The sequence below is a fragment of the Amycolatopsis roodepoortensis genome (assembly GCF_024628825.1).
GTDB lineage: Bacteria > Actinomycetota > Actinomycetes > Mycobacteriales > Pseudonocardiaceae > Amycolatopsis > Amycolatopsis roodepoortensis.
Window position 1 is genome coordinate 4,113,580 of the sequence record NZ_CP102415.1, and the last position, 15,289, is coordinate 4,128,868.

16 protein-coding genes are annotated in these 15,289 nt (G+C 68.5%); 3 read left to right on the forward strand and 13 right to left on the reverse strand.

Annotated features, from left to right (window positions below):
* Nucleotides 1-192: 192 nt before the first annotated feature.
* The 5 genes from NQK81_RS19220 to NQK81_RS19240 form a co-directional block, all read right to left on the reverse strand.
* Nucleotides 193-729, reverse strand: a complete 537-nt coding sequence (locus NQK81_RS19220; RefSeq protein WP_257489246.1) for a hypothetical protein — start codon at nucleotides 727-729, stop codon at nucleotides 193-195.
* A 28-nt stretch (nucleotides 730-757) separates the two neighbouring features.
* Nucleotides 758-3,160, reverse strand: a complete 2,403-nt coding sequence (locus NQK81_RS19225; protein ID WP_257489247.1) for a collagen-like domain-containing protein — start codon at nucleotides 3,158-3,160, stop codon at nucleotides 758-760.
* Complete coding sequence (locus NQK81_RS19230) at nucleotides 3,160-3,474, reverse strand: hypothetical protein (RefSeq protein WP_016331125.1); 315 nt, start codon at nucleotides 3,472-3,474, stop codon at nucleotides 3,160-3,162. The genes NQK81_RS19225 and NQK81_RS19230 overlap by 1 nt, the downstream gene beginning before the upstream one ends.
* A gap of 138 nt (nucleotides 3,475-3,612) precedes the next feature.
* Complete coding sequence (locus NQK81_RS19235) at nucleotides 3,613-3,918, reverse strand: acyl carrier protein (protein ID WP_020633351.1); 306 nt, start codon at nucleotides 3,916-3,918, stop codon at nucleotides 3,613-3,615.
* Nucleotides 3,908-5,569: a fatty acyl-AMP ligase gene (locus NQK81_RS19240; RefSeq protein WP_257489248.1), complete on the reverse strand. Its 1,662-nt coding sequence runs from the start codon at nucleotides 5,567-5,569 to the stop codon at nucleotides 3,908-3,910. Before NQK81_RS19240 ends, NQK81_RS19235 begins: the two co-directional genes overlap by 11 nt.
* 62 nt (nucleotides 5,570-5,631) lie before the next feature.
* Here NQK81_RS19240 and NQK81_RS19245 point away from each other — a divergent pair, with 62 nt between their 5' ends.
* Entirely contained in the window at nucleotides 5,632-6,564 is a 933-nt protein-coding gene (locus NQK81_RS19245) for a cytochrome P450 family protein (protein ID WP_257489249.1), read from the forward strand.
* 4 nt (nucleotides 6,565-6,568) lie between these two features.
* Here NQK81_RS19245 and NQK81_RS19250 read toward each other — a convergent pair whose 3' ends face one another.
* The 6 genes from NQK81_RS19250 to rplM all read right to left on the reverse strand — a co-directional run bounded on the left by NQK81_RS19250 (nucleotide 6,569) and on the right by rplM (nucleotide 12,394).
* A complete protein-coding gene (locus NQK81_RS19250) occupies nucleotides 6,569-7,051 on the reverse strand; it encodes a hypothetical protein (protein ID WP_257489250.1) in 483 nt (160 codons plus the stop codon).
* Nucleotides 7,052-7,063: 12 nt separating this feature from the next.
* Nucleotides 7,064-9,439 (reverse strand): hypothetical protein, encoded by a 2,376-nt coding sequence (locus tag NQK81_RS19255; protein WP_257489251.1) that lies wholly within the window; start codon nucleotides 9,437-9,439, stop codon nucleotides 7,064-7,066.
* Nucleotides 9,439-9,747, reverse strand: a complete 309-nt coding sequence (locus NQK81_RS19260; protein ID WP_126736594.1) for a type VII secretion target — start codon at nucleotides 9,745-9,747, stop codon at nucleotides 9,439-9,441. Before NQK81_RS19260 ends, NQK81_RS19255 begins: the two co-directional genes overlap by 1 nt.
* Before the next feature lie 84 nt (nucleotides 9,748-9,831).
* The gene (gene glmM / locus NQK81_RS19265; protein ID WP_257489252.1) at nucleotides 9,832-11,166 is read right to left on the reverse strand and encodes a phosphoglucosamine mutase; all 1,335 of its coding nucleotides are present in this window, start codon (nucleotides 11,164-11,166) and stop codon (nucleotides 9,832-9,834) included.
* Between the two features lie 257 nt (nucleotides 11,167-11,423).
* Nucleotides 11,424-11,927 (reverse strand): 30S ribosomal protein S9, encoded by a 504-nt coding sequence (gene rpsI / locus NQK81_RS19270; RefSeq protein ID WP_034304312.1) that lies wholly within the window; start codon nucleotides 11,925-11,927, stop codon nucleotides 11,424-11,426.
* A 14-nt stretch (nucleotides 11,928-11,941) separates the two neighbouring features.
* Nucleotides 11,942-12,394 carry a 50S ribosomal protein L13 gene (gene rplM / locus NQK81_RS19275; protein WP_005166833.1) on the reverse strand — a complete coding sequence of 151 codons (453 nt, stop codon included), beginning with the start codon at nucleotides 12,392-12,394 and terminating at the stop codon, nucleotides 11,942-11,944.
* Between the two features lie 276 nt (nucleotides 12,395-12,670).
* Here rplM and NQK81_RS19280 point away from each other — a divergent pair, with 276 nt between their 5' ends.
* Both NQK81_RS19280 and NQK81_RS19285 read left to right on the forward strand, forming a co-directional pair.
* The gene (locus tag NQK81_RS19280; RefSeq protein ID WP_126733364.1) at nucleotides 12,671-13,561 is read left to right on the forward strand and encodes a hypothetical protein; all 891 of its coding nucleotides are present in this window, start codon (nucleotides 12,671-12,673) and stop codon (nucleotides 13,559-13,561) included.
* A gap of 59 nt (nucleotides 13,562-13,620) precedes the next feature.
* Nucleotides 13,621-14,355 carry a DUF4333 domain-containing protein gene (locus NQK81_RS19285; RefSeq protein WP_257489253.1) on the forward strand — a complete coding sequence of 245 codons (735 nt, stop codon included), beginning with the start codon at nucleotides 13,621-13,623 and terminating at the stop codon, nucleotides 14,353-14,355.
* Nucleotides 14,356-14,479: 124 nt separating this feature from the next.
* On the opposite strand, the gene NQK81_RS19290 is transcribed toward NQK81_RS19285, so the two are convergent.
* Nucleotides 14,480-14,764 (reverse strand): WXG100 family type VII secretion target, encoded by a 285-nt coding sequence (locus NQK81_RS19290; RefSeq protein ID WP_125679971.1) that lies wholly within the window; start codon nucleotides 14,762-14,764, stop codon nucleotides 14,480-14,482.
* Nucleotides 14,765-14,818: 54 nt separating this feature from the next.
* Nucleotides 14,819-15,139 (reverse strand): WXG100 family type VII secretion target, encoded by a 321-nt coding sequence (locus tag NQK81_RS19295; RefSeq protein ID WP_091597926.1) that lies wholly within the window; start codon nucleotides 15,137-15,139, stop codon nucleotides 14,819-14,821.
* Nucleotides 15,140-15,289 lie beyond the last annotated feature (150 nt).

Consider the following 15,289-nt stretch of genomic DNA (forward strand, 5'->3'; position numbering starts at 1 on the left):
AAACGCGACGCGCCCCCGGATCGCGTTTAGCCCGCTAAAGGCGATCCCGCACCCTGGCGGCCCGGCGCCCAGATCGCGATTAGCCCGCTAAACGCGACGCGGCGCCAGAAGGCCAAAAGAAAGGGCCCGGCTATGGCGAGCCGGGCCCTGAAGTGCGGGAAGCGAGCCGGGCCCTGAAGTGCGTGAAGCCGGTCAGTCGACCATCCACGAGTTGTTCGAGAAATCGTCGTCGTCGAATCCCTTGTCGTCACGGGCGTGACGACCGCGGCGACGCGCGGGCGAGCCGGGTTCTTCGGGCGCCGCGGCGCTGGAAGCGGGCGTCGGCGCCGCAGGCGGGACGTCCACCGTCGCCGGCATTCCGGGCACCCCCGGCGCGACCGGAATCGGCGGCGGAGGCGGCGCCGGCCGCGACACGTCGGCACGGGCACCGAACTCGGCGAACCGGGCGTCCGGCTTTTCGTCGTCCTCGATGTCGAAGCCGATCGTGTGGCTGCGGTCGGCGGTCGTCTTGCCGGTCAGCCAGCCACCCGCCTCCTTGCTCCGCTTCCCCAGCTCCTGCATGTGCGCGGCGTACTTGTCATGGATGGCGGCGTCCTTCTGCATGGTGTCCACCGCCTGGGCCTTGGCGTCGGCGAGATGCCGCTCCCGCAGCCCGCGCTGCTCCAACTGCTCCGTGATGGCGGCGTCCTGCCTGGACATGGCGGCCGCCAGCCGGTCAACAGCGCTCATCGGTCCTCCCTCGTTCCCCGGCTACCGATCATCGCTCGTAGCTGATCGAACGGTCGCCACCCTCGTCGTCGAGCGATCCGCTGATCCGGCCGCCCGCGCCACTGGTCTCGAAAATGCCACCCTCGACGCGGTACTGGCTCGACCCGCGCTGCGTGTCACCTCCGCCACCGCCGGCCGCGCCGCCCATGGCGCCCATGCCACCCATCATGCCGCCCATTCCGGCGGGCGAGCTCGCGGCACCGGCGTTCGCGGGCGCCGGGTCCATCCCGCCGGGAGCCATCCCGAGACCGCCCTCGGCCCCGGCCGGCTGCGCGCCGCCTCCGGACTGCATGCCCGCTTCCAGCGAACCCGCTTCGTTCAGCGACCCCGCCGAAGCACCTTCGAGCGGACTGCCGATCGCGCTTTCGAAGCTGCCACCGCCACCGGCGGTCGGAACGGTGCCATCGCCGCTGGAACCCGACGCGCCGCCCGCAGCGGCTTCGGCCTCCGCGGACACCGAAGCGGTCCCTTCAGCACCGACGCCGACGCCGACCTCGACTCCGCCGGGAGCACTGAAGCCGCCGCCACCGCCGCCACCGGGAGGGGCGATGCCGTCAGCCGGGGCGGGCATGGGACGAACGTCTTCGGGCTTGCCGGGCTGCGGGTTGCCGGGGTTCCGGTCGTCGAGGCCGTTCTTGATGTCGTCGGTCTCGAGGGTGTCGCCGGGCTTGAGCTCCTTCTTCTCACCCTTTTCGTCGAGGGTGTAGGTGGTCGGCTCGCCCTTGCCGTCGTCGACGGTCACCACGGTCGGGCCGTTCGGGCCCTGCGGCTGCTCGGCGGTGATCTTGAGGTTGCCGTCCTGGATGTGGATCTTGCCGTCCGGGCCGGGCCGGTAGACGCCGTCGGGGCCGGGCTCGCCCTCCTTGACCGTGCCCTTCGGCCCGAACTCGCCGTCCTTACCCTCTTCGCCGGGCTTGCCGTCCTTGCCCTCTTCGCCCTTCGGGTCGTCGAAGTCGAGCTTGTAGTCCTTCTCGTTGCCCTTGCCGTCGTCGACCTTGATGTCCATTTTGCCGTCTTTGTCCGGCTCGGTCATCTCGATCTTGTTGTCGCCCTTTTGGACGGTCATGGTGTCCTGACCGTCGATGCCGTCCTTGATCGCCTCGCCCGTCGCCGGGTCGATCGGGTACGGCTTGCCGGTCTCGGGGTCCAGCTCGAGCGGCTTGCCGGTGACCGGGTTCATGCCCTCGGCGGGCTTGTCCTCCGGCTTCGGCGTCTCGGGGACCGTGGCGGCAGGCGGGGTGCTGGCACCGCCGCCGCTCCCGCTTCCACCTCCGGTTCCGCCACCCGTACCGCCGCCGGTGCCGCCACCGGTGTCACCGCCGCCACCCTTGTCCTTGCCCTTGCCGTCGTCGATGGGCGGCTTCTCGGACCCCGGCGCGGGGAACGGGTTCGTGTAGTCCTCCATGAACCGCGAAAGCTCGTGGTACTGCGTGTTGATCGTTTCGGTCGCGTTCTTGCAGAGCTTCTTGAAGTTCTCGAAGCGCTCACCGAACTCGGTGGCGAACGAGCCCTTCAGCCACTGCTTCGCGGCCCCGATCGCGTAATCCTTGTTCTCGTCGTTCAGATCGCAGTCGTCGTGACGCAGGCGTTCGGCGAGGTTGTTGCCCGGGCACGCGGAATCGAGCCAGTACGCGACGTCCATGAGCTTTTCTTTGGAGTCGACCTTGCCGTTCGCGATCTCGACGACCTGCTTCGCGATGTACAACGGCGCCGTGGCGACCTTGTCGACCCGGAGCTTCAGCGTTTCGTCGACCTTCAGCTTGAGCGCGCTGTAGATCTTGTCGATGGTCGACGGCACCAGCTTGATGGCGCCGTCCATCTGCGCGATGAGCTCTTTCGCGTCGGGCTGGATCCGCTGCTCGTACTTGACCTTCGCGGCTGTCGCGCCCTCGCCCTTCCAGTCGTGGAAGAGCGTGGTCAGTGCCGCCGTCGCGTCCTTCTGGGTCTGCTCGACGACCTTCTTCGCGTCGGCGAGATCTTCGACCTCGTCGAACATCTTCTGGAAGTTGATCTCACGGTTCTCGTGGAACCGGTCCCAGATGTCGGTCTTGTAGCTGATTTCGCCCGACTTCTCCGGCATCTTGTTCCAGACCTGCTCGGCCCAGTCGGAGAAGAAGTCCAGTGCCGGCTTCCCGAGGTCGAGCACCTGGTCGGATTTGGTGGTGGAACCACCCGCGGCCGGCCGGGACATCGCGTCGAGGTCCTTGTCGGCCTGCTTCGTGTCGGCCGCCTGCTTCTTGTCCCCCGCGGCGTTCGAGTCACGTTCGGCGACGGCCTTCTTGTACGCCTCTTCCCGGTTGCCGAACGGCATCAGCAAGGCGTCTTTGGTGCCCTGCGTGACGTACGGGTCGTTCAGGATCTCGTTGATCTGTGCTTGCGTCGGTTGGCTCATTACTGGGCTCCCGCCTTGTTGGCAGCCGCGGCGTTCGCCTGGTCGGACGAGGTGTAGCGGGTCGACGCGGTGCTGACGCCGCCGGCGAGCTGGGTGAGCTGGCCCGCGTACCCCTTCATCGCGTCGGAAATGGCGAGAATCCCGGTGGCGTAGCCCTTCTGGTAGTCCTTGTGGACCCGGCCGAAGTTTTCGGGCCCGACCTGGGTCGGCCCCACCTTCCCCGCCTCGGACGTCGTTTTCTCAGCCGCGCGCTCCAACGACGTCGACGCCGTGAGCATCGCCTCTGAATCGGCTTTGTAGCCCCCGTCCGGCATGACCGGTGCCCCCTTCGTCCCGCTGTATCCGCCTCGTTGTCCTACCTACGACGCACGCCGGCGGCATCAGGTGCCGTCGCATATGCACACAGAATGTACCCACCGGTCATCCGGACCGCAGGAACATTCACACCTTTGCTAACTCAAACGATTTCGGCGCAAGAAGCCTGGTAGACCGCGTTTTCGCGGTTTCGCGCCCGCTTCGACGGCTTCGGCGAGCACGGTGGCCGCGCCGCGGATGTCGACCAGGCGATCCAGCTCGTCGAGGTCGATGTCGATGCCGAACTCCACCTCGACCGTCGCCAGGAGCCGGACGCGACGCCGGGAGTCGACGCCCATCTCGGCGAAGGGCGTGTTCTCGTCGATGGTGTCCGGATCGACGTCGAAGGTTTCGCAGACGAGGGCCTTGATCTCGTCGACGTACTCGCTCCCGTCAGCTGCCATGGGGGAATTCTGTCCCATCCGCGGTCCAGTACCGCGTTCTGGCCGCGGAACGCGCGACCTTGCCGCTGGAGGTTCTCGGCAGGCCGCCGGGTTTCACCAGGAAGAAAGCACGAAGCCGCACGTCGTGCCGCTCGGCGACGGCGCGGGTGGCGGCCCGGGCGATCACGGCCTCGTCGAAGTCCGGGGCCTTCCGCGCGCGTTCGGCGACCACGACGACGCCCTCCCCCTCATCGCCGTCGACCGAGAACGCGGCGACTCGGTCGGGCCCGAGAAGAGGGTGCGCGGCGGCGACCGTCTCCTCGATGTCGTGGGGGCTGTGATTGCGGCCGTCGATGATGATCAGGTCCTTGATCCGGCCGGTCACCGAAAGCCTGCCGTCGCGGATCATGCCGAGGTCGCCGGTGCGGAGCCAGCCGCCTTCGCCGTCGAGCTCGGCATCGAACACCTCCGCGGTCAACTCCGGACGGCGCCAGTACCCGGCGGCCACGTTGGGCCCCTTGACCCAGATCTCGCCCGCGTCGACTTTAGCGGGCAAAACGCGATCCGGCGGGGGCACGACGCGGACCCGTTGACCCCTGGGCCAGCCGATTTCGACGATTTCCCGGCCGTCCACTTCGGTCACCACGGGACCGCTGGAGTCGCCGCTGGCGACGTAGACCGTGGCCTCGGCCAGACCGTAGGACGGCCGGAACGCGCCCCTCGGGAAACCGTGGGGCTCGTACGCGGCGAGGAAGTCCCGGACGGTCGCCGCCCGGACCGGTTCGCTGCCGCTGAGCGCGATCGACACCGTCGAGAGGTCGTACTCGGCGCGCTTCGACTCGGGCACGGCCTCGGTCACCAGGTCGTACGCGAAGTTCGGGGCCGCGGTGAGCGTGTTCGGATACGACGACATCAGCAGCAGCCAGCGCTCCGGGCGCCGGATGAACTCCAGCGGCGCGATGAACACCGTCCGGCCGCCGGAGTGCATCGTCCCGGCGAGCAACTGCGCCAGCCCCATGTCGTGGAAGAACGGGATCCAGCCGACGCAGGTGATCCGCTCGTCGACGTCGTAGGCGTCGCAGATCTGCCAGCAGGCGGCCGACAACGCCCGATGCGTGATGATCACGCCTGCTGGTGACCGCGTCGTGCCGGAGGTGTACTGCAGGTAAGCGGGGTCTTCTGGGGAGACCGGCGACGGCGGCGACTGGTCGGCAGGGTCCAGCGGCAGGGTGTCGACGGCGATGATCTCGCGGGGAGCCGGAACCGGCTCGGCCGCGGCGAACTCCGCCAGCCGCTCGACCAGGGCCTCCGACGTGAGCCAGATGTCGGCGTCGCAGTCGTTGAGGACACCGACGAGCCGCTCGCGGTGGGCGCGGACGTCCGGCGCGGACAGCGGCACCGCGACAGCGCCGGCGTACAGGGCACCGAAGAAAGCGACGACATAAGAGAGGTCCTGCCGCGCCGTGATCGCGACGCGGTCTCCCGGCTGGATCACGTCACGCAGCTTCGCGGCGACAGCGCGGATGTGGACGAGCAGTTCGGCCCAGGTCAGGGTGTCCTCGACGGGCTCGTACCGGTTCGAGCAGTCGAGGTGCGTGTACGCCGGCCGATCGACGTCGGCACGTTCGAGCAGGCGGAGCACGAGCGGCGTCCGCAACACTTCCTCGGGCACTTCTGGTGACGGTTTTGAAGGCACTGGCACATCCTCCGGCCGCGCATGGGCATCATACGAACGTGGACGACTTCTTCGTGCTGGACGATCCGGCGGATCGCGTCAAGGCCCTGCGCGACCGCGAGCTCAGCTCGAACCCGGGCGGTGCCGCCGCCGAGACGCCGAACCTCCTGCTGATGGACGGCGCGGACCACCGGCGGCTCCGCGCGGTCGTCAAGGAGGTCATCGCCCTGGTGGAACCCCTCCCGAATGCCCTGCTCACAGACCTGCGCGTCACGATTAGCCCGCTAAAGTCGAGTGCGCGCTTCGACCTGGTGGCCGACTTCGCCAGGCCGGTGGCGGCCAAGGTGACGGAGGCGGTGCTGGGCACTGTCGAGCCACTCGGCGAGAAGCTGCTGACGAACCTTTCGGAGACCGCCGCGAATCTGGACGTCTGGTCGGGTGGGCCCGCCGGAGCCGACACCGCCGCGCTCAGGGTCGCGATGTTCTTCCTCAAGGCGACGGCCGTCGAAGGCGGCGGGCTGGCCCTGCTCCGCGAAGCGCACGAAGCAGGCCGGATCACCGAAGACGAGCTGATGATCACGCCGGTGATGCTCGCCCACGCGGCGTACGAGAACTCCATGAACTTCCTCGCCCTCGCCGGTCTCGAACTCCTACGCCGTCCAGACGTCCTCGACGACGTACGCGGGCTGATCCACGAGATCGCCCCGACCCGCTTCGCCGCCCGCCGCGTGACCACGCCGTTCTCCCTGGCGGGCAAGGACTTCACGGCCGGCGACAAACTGGCCATCCCGCTGGGCCCCGACGCCGAACTCGCCTTCGGCCTCGGCCGGCACACCTGCCCCGGCTCGCGAATCGCGGTCGCCGAAGGCGAAGTCACGCTTCGCGCCCTTGCCGAGATCCTGACTCCCGACCACGTCGCCGAGGAGGTGCGGTACAAGACGCACGCCGTCTTCCACGGCGTCGAGCGGGCCGTCGTGGCGCTGCGAACCTGACCGCTCAGGTCGCCAGCCAGTCGGTGTTGGCGAAATCGTCGTCATCACCCCGCGCGGCGGCCGCTCGCCGATGCCGCCCGGCCGGACGCTCTTCCGGCGCAGGCGGAGGCGGAGGGGGCTGCGGCGGCGCGGGAACGGACGGAGCAGGCGGCCGATACGCGATCGGCGGCTCCTCGGCCGTCCGATATCCGGCACGGCGCTCGTTCTCGGCCTCGTCCTCCTCGAACCCGAAGTCGCCGTCGTCCTCGACCTTCTCGCTGAGCGTCGACTCGGTCTCCCAGCCACCCGCGGCCTCCGCGCGCCGCTTCTGCTCGCTCCGGGCCGCGAGCGCCGCGCCCGTTTCCTGCTTGAGCTGCTCGCCCGCCGCCTTGGTCTCCTCGATCGCCTTGGCCGCCCGGTTGTCGACCAGGTACATCCGGTCGCCGTTCTCGCGCTCCAGCCCGGCCAGCTTGTGCCGGAGTCCGGCGAGATCCTCCTCAGGATTCACTGACCCCTCCCCTTAACGGAAGCCGATGACGCCGTCGTCGTCGAGCGAGCCGCTGATCCGGCTGCCCGTCGTCGTCGCGGTGTCGAACAGGCCCCCGTCGACCCGGTATCCGCTGGACGTGCGCTGCTGGTCTTCGCCGGAACCTTGCCCGCCTCCGGCCGCGCCGCCGCCCATCATGCCCATTCCGCCCATCATCCCCGCACCGGCCGCGGCCGGATCTTGGGCGCCCCCTCCCGGAGCGGAGCCGAGCCCGGACGACGTCGAGGGAGCGGCCCCGCCGCCACCGGTCCCAGCCGGATCCGACGTGTCACCAAGACCGTTGTCCCCGCCTTCGAACGGGTCGCTCAGCGACTGGGCGGTCGTCGATTCGGAGTCGCCGTCCGCGGCCGCCACCACCGGTTCGGTCTGCTGACCGGGCGCGGGTGCTCCGCCGCCGGCCCCACCGGACGTGCCGTCGTGCGAGCGAACAGCCTGCTCTTCGACAGGCTGTGTCGCGGCATGCCTTCCGGCAGGCTGCGGTGCGGAGTCCTGGCTCGCGTGACGGCCACCCGCGGACTCGTCCTCGCCCAACGTGTACTTCGACGGCTGTCCCGAACCGTCGTCGACGGTCACCAGCGTCGGCCCGTCGGGACCGTTCGGCCGTTCCGCGGTGATCTTGAGGCCGCCGTCCTCGATGTGGATCTTGCCGTCCGGGCCAGGTGTCGCCGGCGGAAGCTGTTCGGCGCCGTCCCGGGGCGCGGGTCCGCCCGCCGCGTCCGGCGTGGCCTTGCCGTCGCCGAAGTCGAGGTCGTAGTCCTTGACCTGGCCGGTGCCGTCCTGGACGGAGATGCCCATCTTCCCGTCGGGGCCGGGCTCGGCCATGGAGATCTTGCGGTCGCCCTGCTCGACCGTCACCGGCTCCGGCCGCACGGCGTCAGTGCCGTTCTTGATCGCCTCACCCGTGCGGGGGTCGATCGGATACGGCTGGCCGGTGGCCGGGTCGAGGTCGAGCGGCTTGTCCGTGACCGGGTTCTTCTCCTGGCCGGGAACTTCGGGCTTTTCCGGCTCCGGGAGCACGGTGTTGCTCGGCGTCATGCGCCCGGGGCCGCCACCAGCACCGGGCGACGGGCCGCCGCCACCACTGGCGGGCGGGCCGCCACCGCCCTTCTCGACCGGCTTTTCGACGGGCTTCTCGCCGCCCGTTTCCGGGGTCTTGCCCAGATCCGCGAACGGATTCTCGACCACCTGGCCCAGCGAATCGAAGTACGCCTTCCACGCGCCGTTGATCGCGTCGCGCGTGTTCTTGCACACCAGCTGGAAGTTCTCGATGTGCTTGCCGAACCAGCCGAGGAAGACGTTCTTCAGCCAGGCCACCGCCTGAGGTTTGAGGACCTCGTCGATGGTGCTCTGGTCGATGTCGCCCCAGTCCTTGTTGTAGGCGTTCTTGGCGTCGATACTCAGGAACTTGATGCAATGGACGATGTCGTTGTGGCTGCACGAGCCGTCGGCGATGCGGATGATCCGCTCGATGTCCTGCGCCGTCGCACCGTCGATGTTGTCGGTGAACCACTTCTGCAGCCACTCGACCTTTTCGCGGCAGAACTTGCCCACCGAAGCGGTGGTCCGCAGCAGACCGTCACCCGCGGCCTTGAAGGCTTCGGCGACCAGACCGGTCTTGTCCGAATAGGCCTTCTGGTAGGCGCGCGCCTGTTCGGCCGCGGCGCCTTCCCAGGTGCCGAGCGAATTCCCCAGCTTTCCGGAGACGTCCTGCGCGGACCCGGTGACGGCCGCGCCGACCGCGGTCAGCTCCTCCGCGCTCGTCTTGAAGAGGTTGAACGGGATGTTGTCCTGCTCGTGGTACAGCCGCTGAAGCTCGCTGAGGGAAACCGCCGCTCCGCCACCCGCCAGGCTCAGCGCGCGGACGTAGAGCGGGTGGAAGATCTCGTAGACCTTGAACCCCGACAGGCCGGGGACCATGATGTCGTTCGAATTCGCGCAGCCCGGGTCCGTCTCGGTGGCGCGCCCGGCGATTTCCTGGGTCTTCGCCGCGTCCCGGTTCAGCGCGTCGCGATCACCCTGCCGCCCCGCGGCCTGGTTCGCGTCGTACTTCTCGTGCGCGGTCTTGTAAGCCGCCTGGACCTCTACCAGGGAACCGTCATTGAGGTTGAGGTCGCCCTCGGTGATCCAGTCACCGTTCATCGACTTGATGTAGTCCCGGAAGCCGTTCCGCTCGGCTTCGCTGGCGAACCCGCAGCTTTCCGGCGTCTCGTCCTCGATGTAGTCGATGTAGTTGAGGGCGAGCTCGCGTTTGGTGTCGCGATCGATGTTCGGGTCGTTGAGGATCTTCTCGACTTCGGCCCGGCTGGGAATGTCGTGCCCGGTGTCGCCACCGACGTCCGCGAGAGGCATCAGTGCTTCCTCATCTCGGCGGCGTTGGAGTCCTCATTGGACTGGTAGAGGTCCTTGGACGCCGCGAGCTTGCGGCCGAACTCGTCCGAAGCCGCGAGATAACTGCGCGCGCACTTCGCCAGGCGCTGGATGCTCGCGGAGTACCCGCTGAAGCAGTCCCCGTGCGCCGGGCCGAAACTCGCCGCGCTCAGGTTGATCTGCTCGACCGCCCCGATCGGCCCTTCGCAGGCCTGCTTGGGCAAGTCCTGCAAGACCTTCGCTGCCTCGTTCAGCTGCGCTGGATCGACCTTGTGCCCTTTACCGGCCACCGTCACCCTCCCCTAGGTATCCGCACACGGAATGTACCGGGCCGGTAACACCGGCGCAGCGACTTGGGGAGATCGTGAGAGGGGTTACGAGGCGGAGGAGACGACTCCCGCGAGCCGGTCCGCTGCCGCCTGTGCGGTGTCGTGCGCGGTGGCCTCGACCATGACCCGGACCAGCTGCTCGGTGCCCGACGGGCGCAGCAGGACACGGCCTTCCTCGCCGAGTTCGGCCTCGACGGCGCCGACGGCGTCGCGGACCGCGGCCGAGACGGCGACCGCCGCCTTGTCCGCCACCGGGACGTTCACCAGCACCTGCGGCAGGCGGTTCATGACCGCGGCGAGCTCGGCGAGCGATTTGCCGGTCGACGCCATGCGGCTCATCACACGCAGCGCGGTGAGGAGGCCGTCGCCGGTGGTCGCGTAGGCGGGAAGGACGACGTGGCCCGACTGCTCGCCGCCGAGCGCGAACCCGCTCGCGCGGAGCTCCTCGAGGACGTAGCGGTCGCCGACGGCGGTGGTGACGAGGTTGATGTCGTGCGCGCGCATCGCCAGGTGGAGCCCGAGGTTGCTCATCACGGTCGCGACCAGGGTGTTCTTCGTCAGCTCACCGGTCTCGGCGAGGGCGAGCGCGAGGACGGCCATGATCTGGTCGCCGTCGACGAGCTCACCGGCGGCGTCGACGGCGACACAGCGGTCGGCGTCGCCGTCGTGCGCGATCCCGAGGTCGGCGCCGTGCTCGACGACGGCGGCGCGCAACGCTTCCGGGTGATTCGACCCACAGTGCTCGTTGATGTTCACGCCGTCCGGGTCGGCGTGGATGGCGATGACCTCGGCGCCGGCCTTGCGGTACACCTCGGGAGCGGCGAAGGAGGAGGCGCCGTTCGCGCAGTCGACGACGACGCGCAGGCCCGCGAGGGGGTGCGGGGTGGCCGACAGCAGGTGCTCGACGTAGCGGTCACCCGCGTCGGGGACGTCCTTCACCCGGCCGACGCCGATACCGGTCGGGCGGGTGACGGGAGCGGCGAGACCGGCTTCGATCTCGTCCTCGATCCCGTCCGGCAGCTTGTGGCCACCCGCCGCGAAAAGCTTGATGCCGTTGTCGGGCATGGGGTTGTGGGAGGCGGAGATCATCACGCCGAGATCCGCTTCGAGCGCGCCGACCAGGTACGCGACGGCGGGCGTCGGGAGGACGCCGAGGCGGAGCACGTCGGCGCCCGCGGACGTGAGGCCCGCCACGACGGCGGCCTCGAGCATCTCGCCGCTGGCGCGCGGGTCACGGCCGACGACGGCGACCGGGCGGTGCGAACGGTCGTGAGCCGCGAGGACGCGGGCGGCGCTGGCGGCGAGCGAGAGCGCCAGCTCCGGGGTCAGCTCCTCGTTGGCGAGGCCACGTACGCCGTCGGTACCGAATAGACGTGCCATCTGTCGACCTCCTTGAAAAACCACCACGACAACCTAGCCAGTCCCCCTGCCCGTCTCCCCGCGCCCCCGGCTTCGCCTTTAGCGGGCTAATCGCGACGCGCGCGACTTTAGCGGGCTAAACGTGACACGGGTGGGGCGCATGGGGCGGGTGTGACGGGTGGGGCTGGGGGCGAGCGGGGACCGAAGGACCCCGGAAACACGGAAGCGCCCATCCGAGAGACGGATGGGCGCTTCCGCGGGTTGCGCCAGAGGCGCGATCAGCGCTTGCTGTACTGCGGAGCCTTACGGGCCTTCTTGAGGCCGTACTTCTTCCGCTCCGTGGCGCGGGCGTCACGGGTCAGGAAGCCGGCCTTCTTCAGGGCCGGGCGGTCGTCGGCGTCGACCTCGACGAGCGCACGGGCGATCGCCAGACGGAGCGCGCCGGCCTGGCCCGAGATCCCGCCACCGTGCAGGTTGGCGAAGATGTCGAACGAGTCGGGCTTGTCGACCGTCACCAGCGGCTCACGGATGAGCTGCTGGTGCACCTTGTTCGGGAAGTACTCTTCGAGCGTGCGGCCGTTGAGCTTGAACTCACCGGTACCGGGAACGACGCGCACCCGGACGACGGCTTCCTTGCGGCGGCCGACGGTCTGGGCGTTGCCACCGGCGGCACGCGACGGACGCGGGGCGGCGGGGGTCTCGCTGGTCGCGACGGCGTCGCCGACCGGAGCGGTCTCCGTGGTCGCGACAGCCTCGACGGCCTCGGTCTCGGTGCTGGTCACAGACTGTTCCTCACTCACTGCGCGACCTGCGCGATCTTGGTGATCTCGCGCGCCTGCGGCTGCTGCGCGGCGTGCGGGTGCTCGGCACCGGCGTAGACCTTGAGCTTCTTCGCCTGGGCGCGGCCGAGCTTGTTCTTCGGGAGCATGCCCTTGACGACCTTCTCGAGCAGGTGCTCGGGCTTGGTGTCGAGCAGTTCGCCGAAGGAGCGCTTACGCAGACCACCGGGGTAACCGCTGTGCCGGTACGCGAACTTCTGCTCGCGCTTGTTACCGGTGAGCGCGACCTTCTCGGCGTTGACGATGATGACGAAGTCACCGGTGTCCACGTGCGGGGCGTAGGTCGGCTTGTGCTTGCCGCGCAGCAGCGTGGCGACCTCGGTCGCGAGCCGGCCGAGCACGACATCCTCGGCGTCGATCACGTGCCAGGCACGAGTGACGTCGCCGGGCTTGGGGCTGTACGTGGGCAAGGGTCTACCTCGTCGTCAACATTGCGTGTGGGTTCTGTGCGGGCCTAGCGCTTACGCGCCGCAGCGCACAACGACATATGAAGATACCCCCACGCCCGACCCTACTGCGAAGCGGGGGTCGGTCCGGGGTCCCATACTAGGACCGGCGCCCGGCGGGCGCCCCGCAACTGTACCCCGCCGGTGTGGCGGAACCGCCCACGGCATCGTCCTTCGCGGGAGAGGATGAGACGATCCGGACGCGCACCGCGCGCGGGGACTCGATTCAGGGGAACGGCGATGAACAAACGTCCAACGACCATCTTGTGCGTGCTGAGCGCCGTGCTGGCCCTCACCACCGCCTGCGGCCAGGGGCGGGCGGGCACCGCCGTGCCGAAGGGTGACGACGCGGCGACCTACGTCGGCACGAAGTTCGAAACGGCGATGAACAAGCTCCAGGACACCATCGGCCAGCAGCGCGACGTCACCAGCGAGTCGGGCGCGTACTTCCGGTTCGACGAGAAGTACATCCGGAGCACGATCTCCTCGGCCCGCACCGGTTCGCCGGAGGGCCGGGTCAGCCGTCAGCGCTCGCAGAAGAACCCGGACGACAGCATCGACTGGTACACCCCCGCCGACGGGACCGTCGAGTACGTGTACCTCGGCCCCGTCTACAAGAGCCTCGCCCCGACACCTTGGGTCTCGATGCCGAAGTCGGAGGCGGGGCTGGCGATCCCGTGCGCCTGGGTCGGGATCATCACCGCCTGCAAGATGGCCGACGCGATCGCCGTGTCCTACAACGCGGACAAGAAGATCGTGAAGGGCGCCAAAAGCCTTCCGGAGAACCGGATCGAGCTGACCGCGGACATCCCGTTCGGGAAGTTCATGGAACGGCGGGTGGAGATCCTGCCGCCGTCGATCAGCGGGGCGGTCACGGCCGAGATGAAGAAGGCGCCGGTGCACACCACCGTCTCCCTCAACTCGGACGGCACGCTGAACCAGATCGTGATGGACGCCAAGATCGAGGGCGGCGGGCACAAGATCGAGCTGCGCTACGACTTCCGCTTCACCGGCAAGGCGAGCGCGCAGGATCTGCCCAAGCTGCCCGACGCCTCGCAGATCACCGTGCTGCCGGACAAGGCGGCCAAGGACGATTTCAACCGCCGCTTCAGCGAGTTGAAGGGCGTCTGAGCCATGGCCCGCTTTCGTCCCGACGCCGTGAAGTTCCCGAAGTCCCGAGGTGACCACCGATGAGCCAGCCCCCCGAACAGCAGCCGCAGCAGTGGTGGCAGCCGCCCGCGAATCCCGCGAACCAGCAGCAGGGCTGGCAACAGGAAGGCCAGGCCACCGGACCGCACGCCGGGCAGTGGCAGCAGAACGACCCGAACGCGGCGACCACCGGTTCCTATACGGGGCAGTGGCAGCAGCAGCCCGGCGTCACCGGCTCCTTTTCCGGGCCCTGGCAGCAAAGCGGCGCCCCCGCGCCCGGTACGGCGTGGCAGCAACCGCAGCAGCAGCCTGTGCCGCAGCAGCAGGATTGGCAGGCGCAGCAACAGGTTCCGAGCGCTCCCCCGCAGGGACAGTACGGCGGCGGGTTCCAGCCCGCCCAGCAGGCACAGTCTTCCCAGTACGGCGGGCTCGGTGCTTTCGGGGCGGAGCCGAAGAAGCCCAAGGCGTCCAAGAAGACGTTGCTGATCGGCGGGGTCGCGGCGGCCGTCGTGATCGCGGGCGGCGTCGGTGCCTGGCTGCTCGGCGCGTTCTCGGGCGACACGCTCGACCAGAAGTCGGTCCAGGACGGTGTCGTCCGTGTGCTCAGCGAGCACTACGGGGAGCCGGACGTGAAGAACGTGAGCTGTCCTTCCGGCCAACCGGTGGAGAACGGCACCACGTTCGACTGCTCGATCGACCTTTCGGGGCAGCAGAAGAAGGTCACCGTCCGGGTGCTGAACACCAGCCCGGAATTCGAGGTCGGCGCGCCGCACTGACCCCGCGACCGGACAGGAAAAGCCGCGACGGATCCCGTCGCGGCTTTTCCTTTGACACAAACGAAACGGCGGGCTCGGCATCCGAAGATGCCTGCCCGCCGTTGCTCGTTCGGAGCCGGAAGACTCAGAACAGGCCGGTGACGCCCTGTTCCGTGGCCTGGTAACCGTCGGCCAGCTGCGGCAGCACGCCGGCGACCTGCGCGAGCAGCTGCTTGAGCTCCTCGAACTTGTTGTCCCACTCGGTCTGCGCGGCGATGTACGCGGTCTGCGCGTCACCCTGCCAGGTGTTGACCAGCGGAGCGAGGTCGCTCTTCAGCTGACCGAAGAGGGACTCCAGCTCGCCACCGGTGCTCTTGCAGTCGTCGGCCGCCGCGTGGATCGTGGCGTAATCGACCTTCATCTCGCCCATGAATTCCTCCAGTGATTAAAGAAAAGTCTCGGATTGTTGCGGGGTGGAGCCAGATCAGCCGAGGACGCCGAAGCCCTTGTTGACCGAGTTGATGAGTTCCTGCTGCTGCTGCTCGGAAGCGTTGTACTTCGAGCCGGCCTGCTCGAGCAGGTCACCGATGTTCTGGAGGGCCTGGTTGAGCCCACGGCCCGCCTCGTCGAAGCGCTTCATCACGTTGTTGAACGCGATCGAGGCGTCGCCGGTCCAGCCCGCGCGGGTGGCCTCGATGTTGTCGCGAAGCTTGCTCAGGTTCTGGTCCATCGAAACGCGAACCTCGGTCACCCGCTTCTCAGCCTGGGTGAACTGCTCGACATTCCCCTGAAAACCGCCAGCCATGGGAGCTACCCCCTTCGTTCGTGGTTATCCGTACTTGGTGAAGTTCGTTTGGTACGGACCTACGACGGAGACACTGCCACGTCTGGTTCCCTCTTGTCGCTCGTTGGTTTCAAGTAGTTGCTTGCGTTAACGCTCCCGGCGGGAACCGGA

Coding starts and splice junctions, on each gene's coding strand:
- NQK81_RS19220 (WP_257489246.1), bottom strand. CDS start 729: ATGAGCGCTGTTGACCGGCTGGCGGCCGCCATGTCCAGGCAGGACGCC.
- NQK81_RS19225 (WP_257489247.1), bottom strand. CDS start 3,160: ATGAGCCAACCGACGCAAGCACAGATCAACGAGATCCTGAACGACCCG.
- NQK81_RS19230 (WP_016331125.1), bottom strand. CDS start 3,474: ATGCCGGACGGGGGCTACAAAGCCGATTCAGAGGCGATGCTCACGGCG.
- NQK81_RS19235 (WP_020633351.1), bottom strand. CDS start 3,918: ATGGCAGCTGACGGGAGCGAGTACGTCGACGAGATCAAGGCCCTCGTC.
- NQK81_RS19255 (WP_257489251.1), bottom strand. CDS start 9,439: ATGCCTCTCGCGGACGTCGGTGGCGACACCGGGCACGACATTCCCAGC.
- glmM (WP_257489252.1), bottom strand. CDS start 11,166: ATGGCACGTCTATTCGGTACCGACGGCGTACGTGGCCTCGCCAACGAG.
- NQK81_RS19280 (WP_126733364.1), top strand. CDS start 12,671: ATGAACAAACGTCCAACGACCATCTTGTGCGTGCTGAGCGCCGTGCTG.
- NQK81_RS19285 (WP_257489253.1), top strand. CDS start 13,621: ATGAGCCAGCCCCCCGAACAGCAGCCGCAGCAGTGGTGGCAGCCGCCC.
- NQK81_RS19290 (WP_125679971.1), bottom strand. CDS start 14,764: ATGGGCGAGATGAAGGTCGATTACGCCACGATCCACGCGGCGGCCGAC.
- NQK81_RS19295 (WP_091597926.1), bottom strand. CDS start 15,139: ATGGCTGGCGGTTTTCAGGGGAATGTCGAGCAGTTCACCCAGGCTGAG.